The sequence below is a fragment of the Rhodoferax mekongensis genome (assembly GCF_032191775.1).
GTDB lineage: Bacteria > Pseudomonadota > Gammaproteobacteria > Burkholderiales > Burkholderiaceae_C > Allorhodoferax > Allorhodoferax mekongensis.
This window is the reverse complement of record NZ_CP132507.1, coordinates 912,000-928,114: the sequence shown is the minus strand read 5'-3', so window position 1 is coordinate 928,114 and position 16,115 is coordinate 912,000. Positions and strand designations below refer to the sequence as shown.

At 60.4% G+C, this 16,115-nt stretch carries 15 protein-coding genes; all 15 read right to left on the bottom strand.

The genetic code is table 11. The annotated features are described in order from the left end of the window. Positions 1-7: 7 nt before the first annotated feature. The 15 genes from RAN89_RS04375 to RAN89_RS04305 all read right to left on the bottom strand — a co-directional run bounded on the left by RAN89_RS04375 (position 8) and on the right by RAN89_RS04305 (position 15,974). Positions 8-1,876, bottom strand: coding sequence for a potassium transporter Kup (locus RAN89_RS04375; protein WP_313868425.1), 1,869 nt, complete (start codon positions 1,874-1,876; stop codon positions 8-10). 171 nt (positions 1,877-2,047) lie between these two features. Next, entirely contained in the window at positions 2,048-3,334 is a 1,287-nt protein-coding gene (gene gshA, locus RAN89_RS04370; protein ID WP_313868424.1) for a glutamate--cysteine ligase, read from the bottom strand. A gap of 94 nt (positions 3,335-3,428) precedes the next feature. Then, a complete protein-coding gene (locus tag RAN89_RS04365) occupies positions 3,429-4,466 on the bottom strand; it encodes a GGDEF domain-containing protein (RefSeq protein ID WP_313868423.1) in 1,038 nt (345 codons plus the stop codon). A 156-nt stretch (positions 4,467-4,622) separates the two neighbouring features. After that, entirely contained in the window at positions 4,623-5,903 is a 1,281-nt protein-coding gene (locus RAN89_RS04360) for a glutamate-5-semialdehyde dehydrogenase (protein ID WP_313868422.1), read from the bottom strand. A 46-nt stretch (positions 5,904-5,949) separates the two neighbouring features. Continuing rightward, the gene (locus RAN89_RS04355; RefSeq protein ID WP_313868421.1) at positions 5,950-6,510 is read right to left on the bottom strand and encodes a hypothetical protein; all 561 of its coding nucleotides are present in this window, start codon (positions 6,508-6,510) and stop codon (positions 5,950-5,952) included. Positions 6,511-6,530: 20 nt separating this feature from the next. Then, on the bottom strand, positions 6,531-7,628 hold the full coding sequence (gene holA / locus RAN89_RS04350) for a DNA polymerase III subunit delta (RefSeq protein WP_313868420.1): 1,098 nt from the start codon (positions 7,626-7,628) through the stop codon (positions 6,531-6,533). 39 nt (positions 7,629-7,667) lie between these two features. Beyond that, the gene (locus RAN89_RS04345) at positions 7,668-8,576 is read right to left on the bottom strand and encodes an arginase (RefSeq protein WP_313868419.1); all 909 of its coding nucleotides are present in this window, start codon (positions 8,574-8,576) and stop codon (positions 7,668-7,670) included. After that, positions 8,573-9,625 (bottom strand): ornithine cyclodeaminase, encoded by a 1,053-nt coding sequence (locus RAN89_RS04340; RefSeq protein WP_313868418.1) that lies wholly within the window; start codon positions 9,623-9,625, stop codon positions 8,573-8,575. The genes RAN89_RS04345 and RAN89_RS04340 overlap by 4 nt, the downstream gene beginning before the upstream one ends. Before the next feature lie 175 nt (positions 9,626-9,800). Further along, complete coding sequence (locus RAN89_RS04335; protein ID WP_313868417.1) at positions 9,801-10,280, bottom strand: Lrp/AsnC family transcriptional regulator; 480 nt, start codon at positions 10,278-10,280, stop codon at positions 9,801-9,803. Between the two features lie 3 nt (positions 10,281-10,283). Next, positions 10,284-10,784, bottom strand: a complete 501-nt coding sequence (locus tag RAN89_RS04330; protein ID WP_313868416.1) for an LPS-assembly lipoprotein LptE — start codon at positions 10,782-10,784, stop codon at positions 10,284-10,286. 5 nt (positions 10,785-10,789) lie between these two features. Beyond that, positions 10,790-13,558: a leucine--tRNA ligase gene (leuS, locus tag RAN89_RS04325; protein ID WP_313868415.1), complete on the bottom strand. Its 2,769-nt coding sequence runs from the start codon at positions 13,556-13,558 to the stop codon at positions 10,790-10,792. Between the two features lie 74 nt (positions 13,559-13,632). After that, the gene (locus RAN89_RS04320; protein ID WP_313868414.1) at positions 13,633-14,061 is read right to left on the bottom strand and encodes an ExbD/TolR family protein; all 429 of its coding nucleotides are present in this window, start codon (positions 14,059-14,061) and stop codon (positions 13,633-13,635) included. Continuing rightward, complete coding sequence (locus RAN89_RS04315; RefSeq protein ID WP_313868413.1) at positions 14,062-14,712, bottom strand: MotA/TolQ/ExbB proton channel family protein; 651 nt, start codon at positions 14,710-14,712, stop codon at positions 14,062-14,064. It lies immediately after the preceding gene. After that, positions 14,709-15,512 (bottom strand): 4-hydroxy-tetrahydrodipicolinate reductase, encoded by an 804-nt coding sequence (gene dapB / locus RAN89_RS04310; RefSeq protein WP_313868412.1) that lies wholly within the window; start codon positions 15,510-15,512, stop codon positions 14,709-14,711. Before dapB ends, RAN89_RS04315 begins: the two co-directional genes overlap by 4 nt. Before the next feature lie 21 nt (positions 15,513-15,533). Then, complete coding sequence (locus tag RAN89_RS04305; RefSeq protein ID WP_313868411.1) at positions 15,534-15,974, bottom strand: outer membrane protein assembly factor BamE; 441 nt, start codon at positions 15,972-15,974, stop codon at positions 15,534-15,536. Positions 15,975-16,115: the final 141 nt, after the last annotated feature.

The window sequence follows — 16,115 nt, the reverse complement described above, 5'->3', positions numbered from 1 at the left end:
CTACTTTCTAAATTTCGATCTTGGAGCCCAGCTCCACCACCGAGTTATTGGGCAGGTTGAGGAAGTCGGCTGCTGCGCTGGCGTTGTGGTGCATCTGCGCAAACAGCTTCTCGCGCCACGGCGCCATACCTTCACCCAGGGTGGGCACCACGGTGTCACGCGACAGGAAATAACTGGTCGACATGGCATCCAGAGCGCAACCCCGGCCACGCATCTGCTCCAGGGCCTTGGGCACATCCGGGTCGTTCTTGAAGCCGTAGTTGATGGTGACCTGCCAGCAGTCGTGACCCAAAGACTCGATCTGCAAGCGCTTGTCCAGCCCGATCCAAGGCACCTCATGGCTCTTGACGGTGACAAACAGGTTATTGGCATGCAATACCTTGTTGTGCTTGAGGTTGTGCAAAAGCGCATTGGGCACACTGCCCTTGTCCGCCGTCAGGAACACCGCTGTGCCCTCCACCCGTGCAGGCGGGCTCACGAAAACCGCCTCCAGAAAACTCGACAGATCCAGCGAGTCAGCGCGCAGTTTTTCGTTGAGCATCCGGCGGCCATCCTTCCAGGTCATCATCAGCGTGAAGATCGCTCCGCCGATCGCCAAGGGGAACCAGCCACCGTCAAACAACTTGAACATGTTGGACGCCCAGAATGCGAAGTCCACGACAAAGAAAAAACCGGTGGCAGCAACACATAGCCACAGGGGGTACTTCCAGCCATATCGCACTACATAGAACGTCAGGATGGTCGTGATCAACATGTCGGTACACACCGCAATACCGTAGGCGGCTGCCAAATTGCTGGACGATTTGAACATCACCACCGCCAGCACAATCGCCACAAACAAGCCCCAATTCACAAAAGGCATATAAATTTGACCGGTGTCTTTCACGCTGGTGTGGTCAATCCGCAAACGAGGCAAATAACCCAGCTGAATCACCTGCTTGGTCACCGAGAATGCGCCCGATATCAAAGCCTGGGAAGCAATCACAGTGGCCATGGTGGCCAATCCGACCAAAGGAAGCAGTGCCCACTCGGGGGCCATCAAATAAAAGGGGTTCTTCACCGCTTCCGGGTGATCCAATAGCAGCGCGCCTTGCCCGAAGTAGTTCAGGGTGAGCGCCGGCATGACGATAGAGAACCAAGCCAAGCGAATCGGTTTTTTGCCGAAATGCCCCATATCGGCATACAGCGCTTCGCCGCCCGTCACACACAACACCACCGCACCCAGAATGATGAAGGTGGTGCCCGGGTTGTTCCAGATAAAGCCCAAGGCGTAATGCGGACTGATGGCCCACAGAATGCGCGGTTGATCGACGATATGGCTCACACCCAACACCGCAATGGCCATGAACCAGACCACCGTGATCGGACCGAAAAACTTGCCGATCCCCGCAGTACCGCGCTTTTGCACCGCAAACAGGCAGAACAAGATCACCAGGGTGAGAGGAATCACGAAGCGCTTGAAGCCCGGAGAAATCACCTCCAGACCTTCGACTGCGGACAACACCGAGATAGCCGGGGTAATGACTCCATCCCCATAAAACAGGCAGGTCCCGAAAATGCCGATGAGCAGCAAACCCTTGCGCAAGCGGGGCTTGTCTTTGACGGACTGCGACGCCAAGGCCAGCATAGCCACCAGTCCGCCTTCACCGTGGTTGTCGGCGCGCAGCACCAGCACCACGTATTTGATGGAGACGATGACCGTCAGGGTCCAGAAGAAGATGGAGAGGATGCCGTACACATTGGCTTCGGTAAAAGGCACATGACCGGAGCCGAAGACCTCTTTCAATGCATACAGTACGCTGGTGCCGATGTCGCCGTATACAACGCCGATGGCACCGAGCGTAAGTGCCGCGAGAGACGATTTAGATGCTGACACAAAAAACCCCGGCCTGCGATGGGCGCCGGGTTCCGTTCCTTGAGGGACCGCTATTTTGCTCCCCGCAAAAATGGCTGCAAGGATCTCATTCTCTAATTGCAGGGTTTTCGCACTCTTGTTGCAGCGCAACAACTCGGCCCATCGCCTGCTTGTCGCAGGACTTGACGGCGCTCAGTCGTAGCGCTCTGCGTCCGGATCGGTGGCTTCCAGTTCATAACTGGCGGCCAACATGGCCAAGCGGCCGATCACACCATACATATAAAACCGATTAGGAGCACTTGCGCCGGGACGTACCCCGGGCTGAGGTAAGTGCGTACTCTCCGCGAAAGCCAATGGAACATAGCTGGAGCCTGGTGCACTGAGGTTCTCATCCACCCCGCGCTCTGCATGCATGCGGTAGAAACCGCCCACTACATACCGGTCCATCAAATACACCACCGGCTCAGCCACCGCGTCGTTCACCCGCTCGTTGGTGAGCACCCCTTCCTGGAGAATCAGCTCCAAAGGATCGGGCGCATCCTCCACACCAGCGCCCATTTTTCGCAGTTTGGCTTCCAGGTCCTTGGTGTCCCGCACCGACAAAATGGTGTTTCCGCTGGTGCGGTTGTCCGCTTTAATTACGAGGAAGGGCTTTTCCTTGATGCCGTATTCCTTGTACTTCTTCTTGACCTTGGTCAGCATGCCGTCAATGCGGCTGGCCAAGGCGGCCAGCCCCTCAGGGGTTCGCAAGTCCGCCACGCCGTACTTCTCAAACATGGGCGTAATCAGCCAATGGTCTACCCCGATCAGTTTGCCGAAGCGCTTGGCCACTTCCTCATAGCAGCGGAAGTGGGTGCTCTTGCGACGGGTAGTCCAGCTGGCATGCAGGGGCGGCAACAAATACTGTTCGTGCAGGTCTTCCAGAATGCCGGGCACGCCGGCACGCAGGTCGTTGTTCAGCAGAATGGTGCAGGGATCGAAATCTTTGAGACCCAAGCGGCCTTTGGTCCGCACCACCGGCTCCAGGGTGATGGACTCCCCGTCGGGCAGCTCGATGGTGGTGCTTTTCTTGATGTCAGGGCTGATGGAGCCGATGCGCACATTCAGACCCGCCATATTGAATATCCGGCGCAGTTGTGCCAGATTCATCAAATAAAAGGTGCTACGGCTGTTGTTCTCGGGAACGATCAGCAGGTTGCGGGCTTCGGGGCAGATTTTTTCAATCGCTGCCTGGGCCGCTTGCACGGCCAGCGGCAGCATGGCAGAAGTGAGGTTGTTCCAGCCGCCGGGAAAAAAGTTGGTATCTACCGGCGCCAGCTTGAAACCAGCATTGCGCACATCGACGGCCGTGTAAAACGGGGGGGTGTGCTCCATCCATTCGAGGCGGAACCAGCGCTCGATGGCCGGCATGGAGTCCAGCACCCGCTGCTCCAATTCATTGATGGGGCCTGTCAGGGCAGTGATGAGATGCGGAACCATGCGCTGTGGGCTTTCTTTGTGGGAGGTCAGGCTTCATTCTAGAAGCGCCTTGTTACTTGGGGTTGCCCAAGGTTTTTGCAAGCGCCCGGTAACCCTAAAAAAGCTCGGTGGATCCGTAGCGCATGTCTTTGATCAGTCCCCGTTGTAACAAATCGCTGAACGATTGCACCTGATTGCGCCCCATTTCTTTGGCGCAGTACAAAGCCCGGTCAGCCCGACCGATGTTTTCCGACGGAGACAGGGCGGGATCAATGATGGCGTAGCCCACGCTCACCGTCACGCTTTCAACTTGCGGGAAGTAGTGCCCCTCCACCTTGCTGCGCACCCGCTCAAACAGGGTATGCATGGCCTGCGGCGACTCCGCGCCGGCCACCACCAAGAACTCTTCGCCGCCATACCGGTAGACCGGATCGCTTTTGCGAAAGCAGCTGGAAATCAGTCGGGACACCAACAGCAGAATCTCATCGCCCAGAATATGTCCGTACTGGTCGTTGACCTTTTTGAAGTGATCAATATCAATCACCGCCAAGGCATACATCTGCACCACGCTGTTGCGCCGGGCATCCGCTTGCGTGGACTCCCGGCCCAGCACCGACCACATCCGGTCGATATTCAGGTCCATGGCATGGCGGTTGTAGAGGCCGGTCAGCCGATCCCGCTGGCTTTCGTCCAAAAGGGCGTGGTAGTTGGAATAGACCCGCAATATGCCGTTGATCAGCTCCTGGTCATGCTCACCCATCGGCTGACTCAGGCGCATGCTGATCAAGCCACTCAGGCCGTGTGAGCCGATGAGGGGGAACATCTGCAGACCGCCGGTCTCCGTTTTTCGGGCAGCAGGCTTGAGGCTGAGTACCACCGTCTGTGCCAAGCTGCGCACGTCGGCAGGGACCTCAATGTTGGCGTAAACGGTATCCACCTGCTCGGTGTCCCGCCCCATACTGCCCGCGAGGACTTCAATCTGCCGGTAGTAGTGAAGCGCTTTGGTGACCTCATGATTCGCATCCAGCGTCCACAAGGACAGATCCTCGACATGAACTGTGGAGCCTATGGCCCGCAGCAAACTGTGTTCGATAGCGACGAAGTCACGGGTAGCGGTAATTTTCTCCAGTTTGGAGAGAAGCGAGATGCTCACGTTTTTAACTTTCCGGTTCCAACAGCGCTCGTCAGGCGCATGTTTTATTAAAGCGTCTTGCTCGTCGCCTAAGTTACACCCGGAAAATCGTTAAAACAAGGAAAAAATCCACGTTTAGGGTTTGTCAGTAGAGGAAGTAGAGGGCTTGCTCCCACTTCACTTCCGCACTTCGCCCTCACCCAGAACCACGTACTTCAGAGACGTGAGCCCCTCAATGCCCACCGGACCACGTGCATGGAATTTGTCGGTGCTGATGCCGATCTCCGCGCCCAGCCCGTATTCAAAGCCATCGGCAAAACGGGTGCTGGCATTCACCATGACGCTGGCGGAATCCACCTCGCGCAAGAAGCGCTGGGCGTGTACGTGGTTGGTCGTGAGGATGGCGTCGGTATGGTGGCTGCCGTAGCGGTTGATGTGGGCAATGGCCTCATCCACACCGGCCACCACTTTCACGCTGACGATGGGGGCGAGATACTCCTCGTACCAGTCCTGCTCGGTTGCATCATTCACCTTGGCGCCTGCCACTGCGGCGAGGATGGCGCGTCCTTCCGCATCGCAGCGCATCTCCACGCCCTTATCCGCGTAGACCTTGCCGATCAAGGGCAGGAACTCAGCGGCCACACCCCGTGCCACCAGCAGACCCTCAGTCGCATTGCAGGGGCTGTATTTGTTGGTCTTGGCGTTGTCCGCCACCTTGACGGCCATGGCGATATCGCAGGGGTCGTCCACATAGGTGTGGCAGTTGCCGTCCAGGTGCTTGATGACGGGCACCTTGGCATCGCGGCTTATGCGTTCGATCAGGCCCTTGCCACCGCGGGGGATGATCACATCGACAAACTGCGGCATGGCAATCAACTGCCCCACCACCTCGCGGTCGGTGGTTTGCACCAGTTGCACGGCGTCAGAGGGCAAACCGCTCTCTAGCAGCGCCTGCTGCACCAACTTGGCCAGCGCCTTGTTGGAGTCAATGGCTTCCGAGCCACCTCGCAAGATGCAGGCATTGCCACTCTTGATAGACAGGCTGGCAGCCTCAATGGTCACATTCGGGCGGCTCTCGAAAATCATGCCGAACACACCGATCGGCACGCGCATCTGGCCCACGCGGATACCGCTGGGCTGTTGCTTCATGCCGATGATTTCGCCAATCACATCCGCCATGGCGGCCAGCTGCTCGCAGCCTTCTGCGCAGGTGTCCAGCACTTTGGGCGTGAGCTTGAGGCGATCCACCATCGGAGCGGACAGGCCGTTGGCCAAGGCCCGCTCAATATCCTTGGCGTTGTCCACCTGCAGGGCCTGGGTGTTCTCGCGCAGCAGCTCGGCCAAGCGTCGAAGCGCTCTGTTTTTCATAGCTGCCGGCGCACGCGCCATCAGCGCGGATGCCACTTTTGCTTGAGAACCGAGGGCCAGGGTGTATTCGGTGGTGTTGGTCGCGTTCATGCCATGATTTTCGCAGAACCCGCAAGGGAGGTACGAAAACCCCGAATCAGGAAGCCCCAAAGGTGCCAGACCATCGCTCCAGATCCTGCACCACATCGCCTAAGGCCAGTGCATCGGTCACCACTGACGACCACACGGGGGAGGCCACACGCACTCCGGATTGAAACAGCGCTTCTTGCATGCGCTGCTGGATTTGTTGCTGCCACTTGGAGTCTTCCGGCATTCCCCCGAGCGAGGCCAACACCCGCTGCTTGGCGTCCACCATGCCTTGCACGCGCATCAGCCTTAGCAAGCGTTGCTGCATGTCGGGCTGGGAAGACAAGCGGTCTGCCTGGCGATGGATGGCCTCGTTGAGGAGCATCTCTGTCACTTGCGCTTGGTCCTGACAAGTGCGCGTCCAGACGATCTCGCCCTCGAAGTGCTGCAGGCTGCGTTTGAAGGCGACCGGGCCGGCCTGCAACGCATGGGTATGGAAAAAACAGAATCCACGCTCATTCCACTGCTGGGCCTCCAAGCGGTGCCAATCGGCATCCAGCCGGTAGTGCAGGCGAATGGAGATCTGGTTGTGGCGCTGCACGTGCCGCTGGGCAGGGGTAGCATCAGTCACATGCGTCTCCGATCGGTCCCTTAGCGGCGTGGACCGCCTGCGGGTGCCGCCTTGGTTTGCCCTGCGCATAGTGCACACACCTGCAAGGCAAGCCGATGCAGCGCCTGCCAGCCGGAGCTGGGCCAGTCCGGCTGCTTCAGGCCTTTGACAATGCCGTCCACCACATGGGCGGACTGCAACAGCTCCGCCAAGGTGCGCTCGGACAACTTGGGCAACACCCGTTCAAACAGTCGCTCTTTGGCGCCCCAGATGCGGTTTTCGCGCAACGCCATCGGCAGGGGGCGGCCTTGGCCCATGGCGTCTTTGACGCGCTTGAGAGCGCGGATGTCTTCGGCCAGGGTGTAGTGGACCAGCACTTCGGCTTCTCCCTCGGCCTGCAAACCATCGAGCATGCGTTGCACGCGCCCGGCCTGGCCGGCGAGCACCGCTTCTGACAACTTGAATACGTCGTAACGCGCCACATTGAGCACGGCACTTTCCACCTGCTCCAGGCTCAGCACGCCGTCATGGGCATCGGCGGGGAACAGCAAACCCAACTTCTGGATTTCCTGATGCGCGGCCAACAAGTTGCCTTCCACCCGATCCGCAAAAAACTGCAAAGTGCGCTGCCCCTCTTCTCCGGCCGCCACCCGTTGGCCCTGCGCACCCAGACGCTGGGCAATCCATTGCGGCAAGGCGTTGCGCTCCACCGGATCCACCTGGATGGTGATGCCATAGCTCTCCAGCGCAGAAAACCAGGCGCCGGATTTTGTCATCTTGTCCAGCCGTGGCAGGAGCACGATAGTCAAGGTGGAATCATTGCCCTGCGACGCTTCGGCCAGCTGCTGCAAAGCGACGCTGCCATCCTTGCCGGGTTTGCCACTGGGAATGCGAATCTCGACGATCTGTTTATCTGCAAACAAACTCAGGGAGCCACCCGCGGCCAGCACCTCGCTCCAGTCGAAGTGGGCCCCGGCGACCGTGTGCGAGGTCCGCTCGGTATATCCCAACGTGCGAGCGTGGGCACGAATGGCGTCCAGCGCTTCCTGCTGCAGCAAAGGCTCATCGCCATGCACCGTGTACAGGTTCTTAAACCCGCGCTGCAGGTGGTTGCTGAGTTGATTCGCTGGGAGTTGCATAGGGGCACGAGTTTAAGGCCCCCGTGCTCCGTCTGCAGTTCAAGCTGCCAGTTCCATCGTCGCGCGCTCGGGCGCCAAGACGGCGCACACCAGATCGGTAGCAGCCTGGGCGGTGCGGCCTCCAAAGTCGCGCAACGGGTTGTACTCCGTGAGTTCCATGGCCACAAAGCCGGCTTGCTGCTGGCAACCCGCGAGCACAGCCAAAGCATCCGCCAAGCGTATGCCCTGCTCCACCGGCGTGCCGGTGCCCGGGGCGTCCCGCGGGTCCAGGCCATCGAGATCCAAACTGATGCCCCAGCCCGCGGTGCCGCTTTGCGCAATGGCTTGCGCCTCGGCAAAGCAAGCGGCGAATCCGCGCTCCAGTACTTCCGGCATGTACATCACCCGCACGCCCAAGCGCGCGAGAAGTGCCTGCTCGGCGGGCTCATAGCTGCGGGCACCGATGAGGGCCACATGCTCCGGACGCAGTTTTCCACTCCAACCGAAAAGCCCGGTCATGCCCGGTGCACCATGACCCAACAGTGCTGCCAAGGGCATGCCATGCGGGGCCTGGGTGTCTGAGGTATCCGGCGTGTGAGCATCCAAGTGGGCATCGATCCAGATCAGCCCCAAAGCGCCCTGCGGGCGCACATGGTCGGCCACCGCACTCCAAGTGCCCACGGCGCAGGAGTGGTCGCCACCCACGACCAGCGGCTGCTGGCCATGTCGCAGGACTTGCTGCACGGCGACGGACAGATGGTCCGAAAACACCTCGATGGCATGCAGCCGGCTGGTGGCCAGCATGGGCTGCGCGCTGATGGTGTCGCCCCAGGTCACCGTACGCCCGGTGGCTGCGAGCGCCCTCGCCATGCCGTGATCTTTGAGCGCAGCAGCGCCCCATTTGCAACCGCCATCACTGGCCCCTTCACCGACGGCCGCGCCGATGATGTGCAGGACTTGATCGTTCATGCTGCTTTGCGCAAAACGGGACGAGCCGCCGTGGCGCAGGCAAACAGGTCCTTGGGGTCCGCCATCTCCGGCACCAGCTGCACCGTGCTGCCCACGCCCAGCTTCTGGGACAAGGCATGCACATAGCGCAGGGCCGACAGGTCTTCCAGGGCAAAACCCACCGAGTCGAACAAGGTCACTTGCGCGGCGTTGTCGCGCCCTACCGCTGTGCCGGCCAGCACCTTCCAGAGTGGATGGGTCTCAAACCCAGCAGGCATCTGCTGCAGCTCGCCCTCCACACGCGTCTGGGGTTCAAACTCCACAAACACTTTGGCGCGTTGCAGGATGGCTGCTTCCAATTCGGTCTTGCCGGGGCAGTCTCCACCCACGGCGTTGAGGTGCATGCCCGGTTCGATCATGTCGGCGCTCAGGATGGTGGCATTGGTCTTGTCCGCCGTGACGGTGGTGACGATGTCGGCGCCGCGCACGGCTTCCCGGCTGGTAGCGCAACGCACGATGTGCAGCTTGCCCGCATCAGTGTAAGGGCGCAGGTTGGCGACCAGTTTGTCGGTGGCTTTGGCATCCACATCAAACACGCGCAACGTCGTAATGCCCAGCTGCGTCATAAAGGCAATCGCCTGGAATTCGCTTTGAGAGCCATTGCCGATCAGAGCCATGGTTTGGCTGTTCGGTCGGGCCAAGACCTTGGCCGCCATGGCGGAAGTAGCGGCGGTGCGTAGCGCGGTGGTAATGGTGAGCTCGCTCAGCAGTTCGGGGTAACCGGTAGCCACATCGGCCAGCACGCCAAAGGCCATCACGGTAGACAGTCCTTGCAAAGGGTTCTTGGGGTGGCCGTTCACGTACTTGAATGCGTAGAGCGCGTTGTCAGAGACTGGCATCAGCTCGATCACGCCGTTTGTGCTGTGGTTGGCGGTGCGGGGGGATTTGTCAAAATCGTCCCAGCGCAAAAAGTCTTCACGGATGGACTGGGCCATTTCCGACATCATGGGAGCCAGTCCGTGCAGGTGCACCAGGGCTTGCATGTCGTGAACGTCGATATAGCGGGTCATGGGGTTCTCCTCGAGGCCGAGCGCCACAGGATGCGGAATCCGCATCTACTGCACTGCCGGCTGGTGCGTCTAGTCTACGAGAGGCAGAGAGGCACGAAACGACGAAGCGCAGGGCTCAAAACGCAGCAAACGGCTGCCCCGCATACGCCTTACTTCCGAAACGGAAGTGCCTGCATCAGCGCTGGGTGCGCACCATGAGCGGGAAGCCCGCAAATTCCTTGACAGTTTGCAGCTCGGTGCTGGTAACCACCTTGTCGATGCCCAGCCCCACGTCGTCAATCCAGGTGTTGGTCAGGTCCCGGTAGTGCGCCAGATCCCGGCAAGCCAGGCGCACCAGGTAGTCGTAGCGACCACTCACCAAGTAACAGGCAATGACTTCCGGACAGGCCACCATGGCCTGTTCGAAGCGCTGTACCGTGGCCTGACGCTGGTCTTTGAGCGCGATCTCGGCAAACACCGACACATGCTCGCCGATGGACTGGCGCGCCAACAAGGCACGGTAGCCTTCAATATGCCCATCGTCCTCGAGCTTGTGAATGCGGTTCAGGGTGGCTCGGGCCGAGAGGTTAACCACTTCCGACAAGGCCTGCGCGCTCATGCGCCCGTCGCGCTGCAGCAGCTCCAGCAAGGTCTGGTCCACCCGATCCAAGGCCATGGCTTAGGGCTCCAGCGTCTTGACCGCCGCAATCCGGCGCAGCAACTGCTGCACGATGTCGGACTGCATATCGCGATAGAGCAGAGCCTCTTCCGCCTCTTTGGCCAACACGGCAGATTCGTTGAAGCTGATGTCCCGCTCCTGCAGAATGTCGGTGGGCGCTATCAGGTCGCGCCCCTCGGAGCTGCGCATGCGAAAGCGCACCTTGATGCGCAGCTGGTACTCCCGCACCTGGCCCGAGGCGTTCAGCGCCACGATCACCTTTTCACGGGTCTCGCCCAGGATGTCAACAATCACATCCGGCAAAGCGCCTCCCGCCGCAGGCGCCACCGGGCGCACCATGCTGCCCAAGTAGCGGCTCAGCTCAGATGCGACCGCTGCCCCCTTTTCAGGGGTGACCGCAATCGTTTCAAACGCAAAGTTCTGCTTGCCGCGCAGCTTGAAGCCGCAGCCCCCCAGCAAGGCGGCAGCAGGCAGGGCTACAAGATGGCGGCGATTCAGCATGGAGCTCAGACGACGATGTTGACCAAGCGGCCCGGCACCACGACGACCTTCTTGGCGGGCGCGCCTGCAGCATGGCTCATAAACACCTCACTGGCCAGCGCAGCGGCTTCGATGGCGGCCTTGTCAGCGCCTGCCGGCACGCGCACGGCACCGCGCAGCTTGCCGTTGATTTGCAGCACCAGTTCGATCTCGTCTTGCACCAGGGCCGCCGCGTCCACCTGTGGCCAAGGCGCATCCAGCAGATCGCCGAGGGCGGAGGCATAGCCCAGCTCGGACCACAAGGCGTGCGAGAGGTGTGGCGTAGCGGGGTACAGGCAACGCAGCAGGATGCCGAAACCTTCGATCAGAGCCACTTGTGCACCGGCGCTGTCCATAGCCTTGAAGCCTTCCAGCGCGTTGATCATCTTCATCGCACCCGACACCACCGTGTTGTATTGCATGCGCTGGTAATCAAAGTCCACCTGCTTGAGCACGGTGTGCATTTCCAGCCGGAGCGCCTTGGCTTCCTTGCCGAATTCCACATCATTCAGGCTCTTGGCGCCCGCCACGCTTGCGCGAGCAGCTACAGAATCCATAGCAGACAGCTTGTAGCCAAAGTTCCAGACACGGCGCAGGAAGCGGTAGCTACCCTCCACCGCCGAGTCGTTCCACTCCAGCGTAGCCTCGGGCGGCGAGGTGAACATGGTGTAGATACGGGCGGTGTCTGCGCCGTACTTGGCAATCAGCTCCTGCGGATCCACACCGTTGTTCTTGGACTTGGACATGGTGCCCACACCCTCGTAGTCGATGGCAGTGCCCACCGGCAACAAGCCATCGGCACTATCCACTTCGGCGATCAGCTTGGCACCCACCACCTTACCGGCGGCGTCATGAACGTGCTCCACGTCCTTGGGCCAGAAGTATTCCTTGCCGCCCTTGGCAGTGCGGCGGCTGTAGATATGGTTGAGCACCATGCCCTGGGTCAGCAGCTTGGTGAAGGGCTCGTCCACCTTCACCAGGCCCAGGTCGCGCATGACCTTGGTCCAGAAACGGGCGTACAGCAAGTGCAGGATGGCGTGTTCGATACCCCCTATGTATTGGTCCATGCCGCTGCCGCCGGTAGCGGCATTCTGGTCCCGCATCCAGTAGTCAGTACCGCCTGCCACCATGGCGTCCGGGTTCTTCGGATCGCAATAACGCATGAAGTACCAGGACGAGTCCACAAAGGTGTCCATGGTGTCGGTCTCTCGGCGGGCGGGCTTGCCGCACACCGGGCAGACCACGCCGGCGTGGAATCCTTCATGCTTGTGCAGCGGGTTGCCGGAGCCATCGGGCACGCAGTCTTGCGGCAGCACTACGGGCAGGTCTTTTTCAGGCACCGGCACGGCGCCGTGCTCCTCACAATGGATGATGGGAATGGGTGTGCCCCAGTAACGCTGGCGGCTCACGCCCCAGTCGCGGAGGCGCCAAGTGGTCTTTTTCTCGCCCAAGCCTTTGGCAGCCAGGTCTGTAGCCACGGCATCCACCGCAGCCTTGTAGGCTAGGCCGTCGTATTTGCCGGAGTTCACCGTCACGGCGCGCTGCTTGTCGCCATACCAATCAGCCCAAGACTCCAGCGAGAAAGTTTCGCCCTCGGCGGAGACGACCTGCTTGATCTCGATGCCGTACTTCTTGGCAAACGCAAAGTCGCGCTCGTCGTGCGCAGGTACGCCCATGACGGCGCCGTCGCCATAGCCCATCAGAACATAGTTGCCGACCCACACCGGCACCCGGGCGCCGGTCAGCGGATGGGTCAGGAACAAGCCGGTGTTCAGGCCCTTCTTCTCTTGCGTGGCCAACTCGGCTTCTGTCGTGCCGCCGGTTTTGCATTCTTCAATGAAGGCCGCCAGAGCGGGGTTGGTGGATGCGGCGTGCGCGGCCAAGGGGTGCTCAGGCGCCACAGCGCAGAAGGTCACGCCCATCACGGTATCGGCACGGGTGGTGAACACGTACATGCGGCCATCACCGATCAAGGCACCCGTCGAATCCTTGATGTCATGGGTGAACGCAAAGCGCACGCCTTCGGACTTACCGATCCAGTTCTCCTGCATCAGGCGCACACGGTCGGGCCAGCCGGTGAGCGTGGCCTTGTCGTTGCCCATTTGCACATGGTCCAGCAGTTCCTGCGCGTAGTCGGTGATCTTGAGGTAGTAGCCGGGGATCTCGCGCTTCTCCACCACCGCACCGGTGCGCCAGCCCTTGCCGTCAATCACCTGCTCATTGGCCAGCACGGTCTGGTCCACCGGGTCCCAGTTCACCACTTGGGTCTTACGGTAGGCGATGCCTTTTTCCAGCATCTTCAGGAACAACCACTGGTTCCATTTGTAGTAATCGGGATCGCAGGTGGCGACTTCACGGCTCCAGTCGATGGCCAGGCCCATGGCCTGCATTTGGCCCTTCATGTAGGCGATGTTCTCGTAGGTCCACTTGGCAGGGGGCACCTTGTTCTTGAGTGCCGCGTTTTCGGCAGGCAAGCCGAAGGCGTCCCAGCCCATGGGCATGAGCACGTTGTGGCCGTTCATGCGCAGGTAGCGGGCCAGCATGTCGTTGATGGTGTAGTTGCGCACATGGCCCATGTGCAGCTTGCCGCTGGGGTACGGCAGCATGGAGCAGGCGTAGAACTTCTTCTTGGGCTTGCCGTCCACGCCCACGGCGTTTTCGGTGACACGGTAGGCGGTATCGCCATTCCACAAAGGCTGTGCCCAATGGGCTTGCGCGGCTTGTTCTACGTCGAGGTGCTGGTACTTGTCTTGCATGGGGAATGGGCAGCGGTCACGCTGCCGTGAAGAGAGGCTTGGTGCGATTTTAGGCGTTGCACTGCGCGCGGGGTTCAGGGGGAGGCGGACGCCTCAGGTTCGGCTACAAATCCGATCTGGCTCAAGCCCGCTTTTTGAGCCAAACCCATGACTTCCACCACGCGGCCGTACGGCACGGTGGAGTCAGCACGCAGTCGGACTTCGGTATTCGGGTTGCGTTTGGCAGCGTCGGCCAAAGCATTGGCCAAAGCGGGCTTGTCCATGGGCGCATCGTTCACATAGGTCTGCCCTGCAGGGTCAATGGTGATCGCTATAAATTTGGGAGCATCCACCGCTTGCGTACCCTGCGCCTGAGGCAAATCCACCTTCACAGCGCTCACCATCAGGGGAGCAGTAATGATGAAGATCACCAGCAAGACCAGCATCACGTCAATCAGCGGCGTCATGTTGATGTCGCTCATCGGCTGCGCGCCGGACGGGCGTTCCAAGCGGCCGAATGCCATTCAGTCCGCCTTGGGGCTGCTCAGCAGCAGTTCGCGCAGGTCCAGGGCAAAGCCCTCGAGATCGGCCTCCAGACGGGCGACCAGACGGCCGAACACGTTGTAGGCCAACACAGCGGGAATCGCCACGGCCAAGCCAGCCGCTGTCATGATCAGCGCCTCACCCACCGGGCCGGAGATTTTGTCGATGCTGACCTGCCCGCCACCGGTAATACTGATCAGCGCATGGTAGATGCCCCATACCGTTCCCAACAGGCCCACAAAGGGAGCGGTCGATCCCACGGTAGCCAGCAATACCTGACCGGACTGCAGACGTTGCAACACGCCGTGCAAAGCGTCACGCAGGACGCGGGTGAGTTGTTGGCCCCTGTCACCGGCAGCTGCCAGCGTCCCGGCACCTTGGGTCTGCGTGGCTTGGACCAGGGGCAAGACCAGGCCCTCCCGGTCAAATGCGGGCAGCGCCGCCAATGCGGCAGTCACATCCGCCGCCTGCCAAAAGGCCGCTGTGCTGCGCGACACGTCCGTCAGCGCGCGCTGCAGCAACCAGCTTTTCCAGAAAATCACAAACCAAGCGGCGATGGACATGCACAGCAATATCAACGCCACGGCGGTATGAACCGCATCTCCCTGGAAAAGCAGCTGCAACGGGCTCATTTCAAATTCAGAACGTCGAACATGTCATACAGCCCCGGCGCACGACCTGCCAGGAAACGCACCGCGCGCAAGCTGCCCTGGGCATACGTGGCGCGACTCGACGACTTGTGGCTGATCTCAATCCGTTCGCCGGTGCCTGCAAATAGCACGGTGTGGTCACCGACAATATCGCCTCCGCGAATGGTGGCGAAGCCGATGCTGGAAGGGTCGCGCTCGCCGGTCACGCCGTAGCGCTCGTAGACAGCACATTCCTTCAAGTCGCGGCCCAGGGCGTCGGCAATCACTTCGCCCATCTTGAGTGCGGTGCCGGAAGGAGCATCCACTTTGTGACGGTGGTGGGCTTCCACGATTTCAATGTCATAACCGGTGGCAAGCGCCTTGGCCGCCATCTCCAGCAGCTTCAAGGTCACGTTCACCCCGACGCTCATGTTGGGCGCCATCATCACGGGGATGGACTTGGCAATCTCGGCGATTTCGGCTTTTTGCTCGTCGGTAAATCCTGTGGTTCCGATCACGGCCGCAACACCCAATTCGCGGCACACCTGCAAGTGAGCCAGTGTGCCTTCCGGGCGGGTGAAGTCAATGAGCGCCTGGCTGTTCTTCAGGCCTTCGCGCACATCTGCAGTGATCAACACTCCGGTAGCTTGTCCAGAGAACGCGCCCGCGTCCAGACCCAGGGAAGGACTGCCGGCAATATCCAGCGCGCCGGCCAGCGAGCAATCGTCCGCAGCACGGACAGCATCAATAAGCATCTGGCCCATGCGGCCTGAAGCGCCAGCAATGGCAATGGTGTGGGTCATGGTCAAAAGAAAAAAGAAAGATCAGAGGCCGCCGGGCTCCAGCGGCGGGTAGGAGGTAGCAGCTGCTGGTGCGGTGTTGCCGGATACGGGTGCCTCCGCCTTTTTCGGCGCCGGGAATTTTTTGAGCGCTTCTTCAGAAGCTGTCAACGAAGGCACCGGGCCCAGCACCGTTTTCGAACGCAAGGTTGACACAAACTCCGTTTCGCTGGGCAGCTCGTCCGCTTCAATCTTGCTGATCACTTCATTGGCGAAAAACACGGTCACCTTGCGTGCCTGAGGCTCACTGCCCTGGCGTTTGAGGGTGAACACATAGTCCCAACGGTCTGCATGGAACACGCTGGTGAGCAAGGGGGTGCCGAGTACATCCTGCGCGATGGCACGGGGCATGCCCACTCGCAAGACAGCCAACTGCTCGCGGGTGACCACGTTGCCCTGAACGATGTCGATTTTGTATGGCGTCATCACCCCCGCGACTTTTTCTCCTGTGGTGCTGACGGACCCGCACGCGGCAAGGGTTGCCACAACCAAAGCCAATGCGGCTGAACGGAGACTACGGCAAGAGGTAAGGAGCATGAAAATTGAAGGGCGATATGATCGTGTCAT

Excerpts from the sequence above, each read along its gene's own strand:
- gshA (WP_313868424.1), bottom strand. The coding sequence starts at position 3,334 with ATGGTTCCGCATCTCATCACTGCCCTGACAGGCCCCATCAATGAATTG.
- RAN89_RS04360 (WP_313868422.1), bottom strand. The coding sequence starts at position 5,903 with ATGAACGCGACCAACACCACCGAATACACCCTGGCCCTCGGTTCTCAA.
- holA (WP_313868420.1), bottom strand. The coding sequence starts at position 7,628 with ATGCAACTCCCAGCGAATCAACTCAGCAACCACCTGCAGCGCGGGTTT.
- RAN89_RS04345 (WP_313868419.1), bottom strand. The coding sequence starts at position 8,576 with ATGAACGATCAAGTCCTGCACATCATCGGCGCGGCCGTCGGTGAAGGG.
- RAN89_RS04340 (WP_313868418.1), bottom strand. The coding sequence starts at position 9,625 with ATGACCCGCTATATCGACGTTCACGACATGCAAGCCCTGGTGCACCTG.
- RAN89_RS04335 (WP_313868417.1), bottom strand. The coding sequence starts at position 10,280 with ATGGCCTTGGATCGGGTGGACCAGACCTTGCTGGAGCTGCTGCAGCGC.
- RAN89_RS04330 (WP_313868416.1), bottom strand. The coding sequence starts at position 10,784 with ATGCTGAATCGCCGCCATCTTGTAGCCCTGCCTGCTGCCGCCTTGCTG.
- leuS (WP_313868415.1), bottom strand. The coding sequence starts at position 13,558 with ATGCAAGACAAGTACCAGCACCTCGACGTAGAACAAGCCGCGCAAGCC.
- RAN89_RS04320 (WP_313868414.1), bottom strand. The coding sequence starts at position 14,061 with ATGGCATTCGGCCGCTTGGAACGCCCGTCCGGCGCGCAGCCGATGAGC.
- RAN89_RS04315 (WP_313868413.1), bottom strand. The coding sequence starts at position 14,712 with ATGAGCCCGTTGCAGCTGCTTTTCCAGGGAGATGCGGTTCATACCGCC.
- dapB (WP_313868412.1), bottom strand. The coding sequence starts at position 15,512 with ATGACCCACACCATTGCCATTGCTGGCGCTTCAGGCCGCATGGGCCAG.
- RAN89_RS04305 (WP_313868411.1), bottom strand. The coding sequence starts at position 15,974 with ATGACGCCATACAAAATCGACATCGTTCAGGGCAACGTGGTCACCCGC.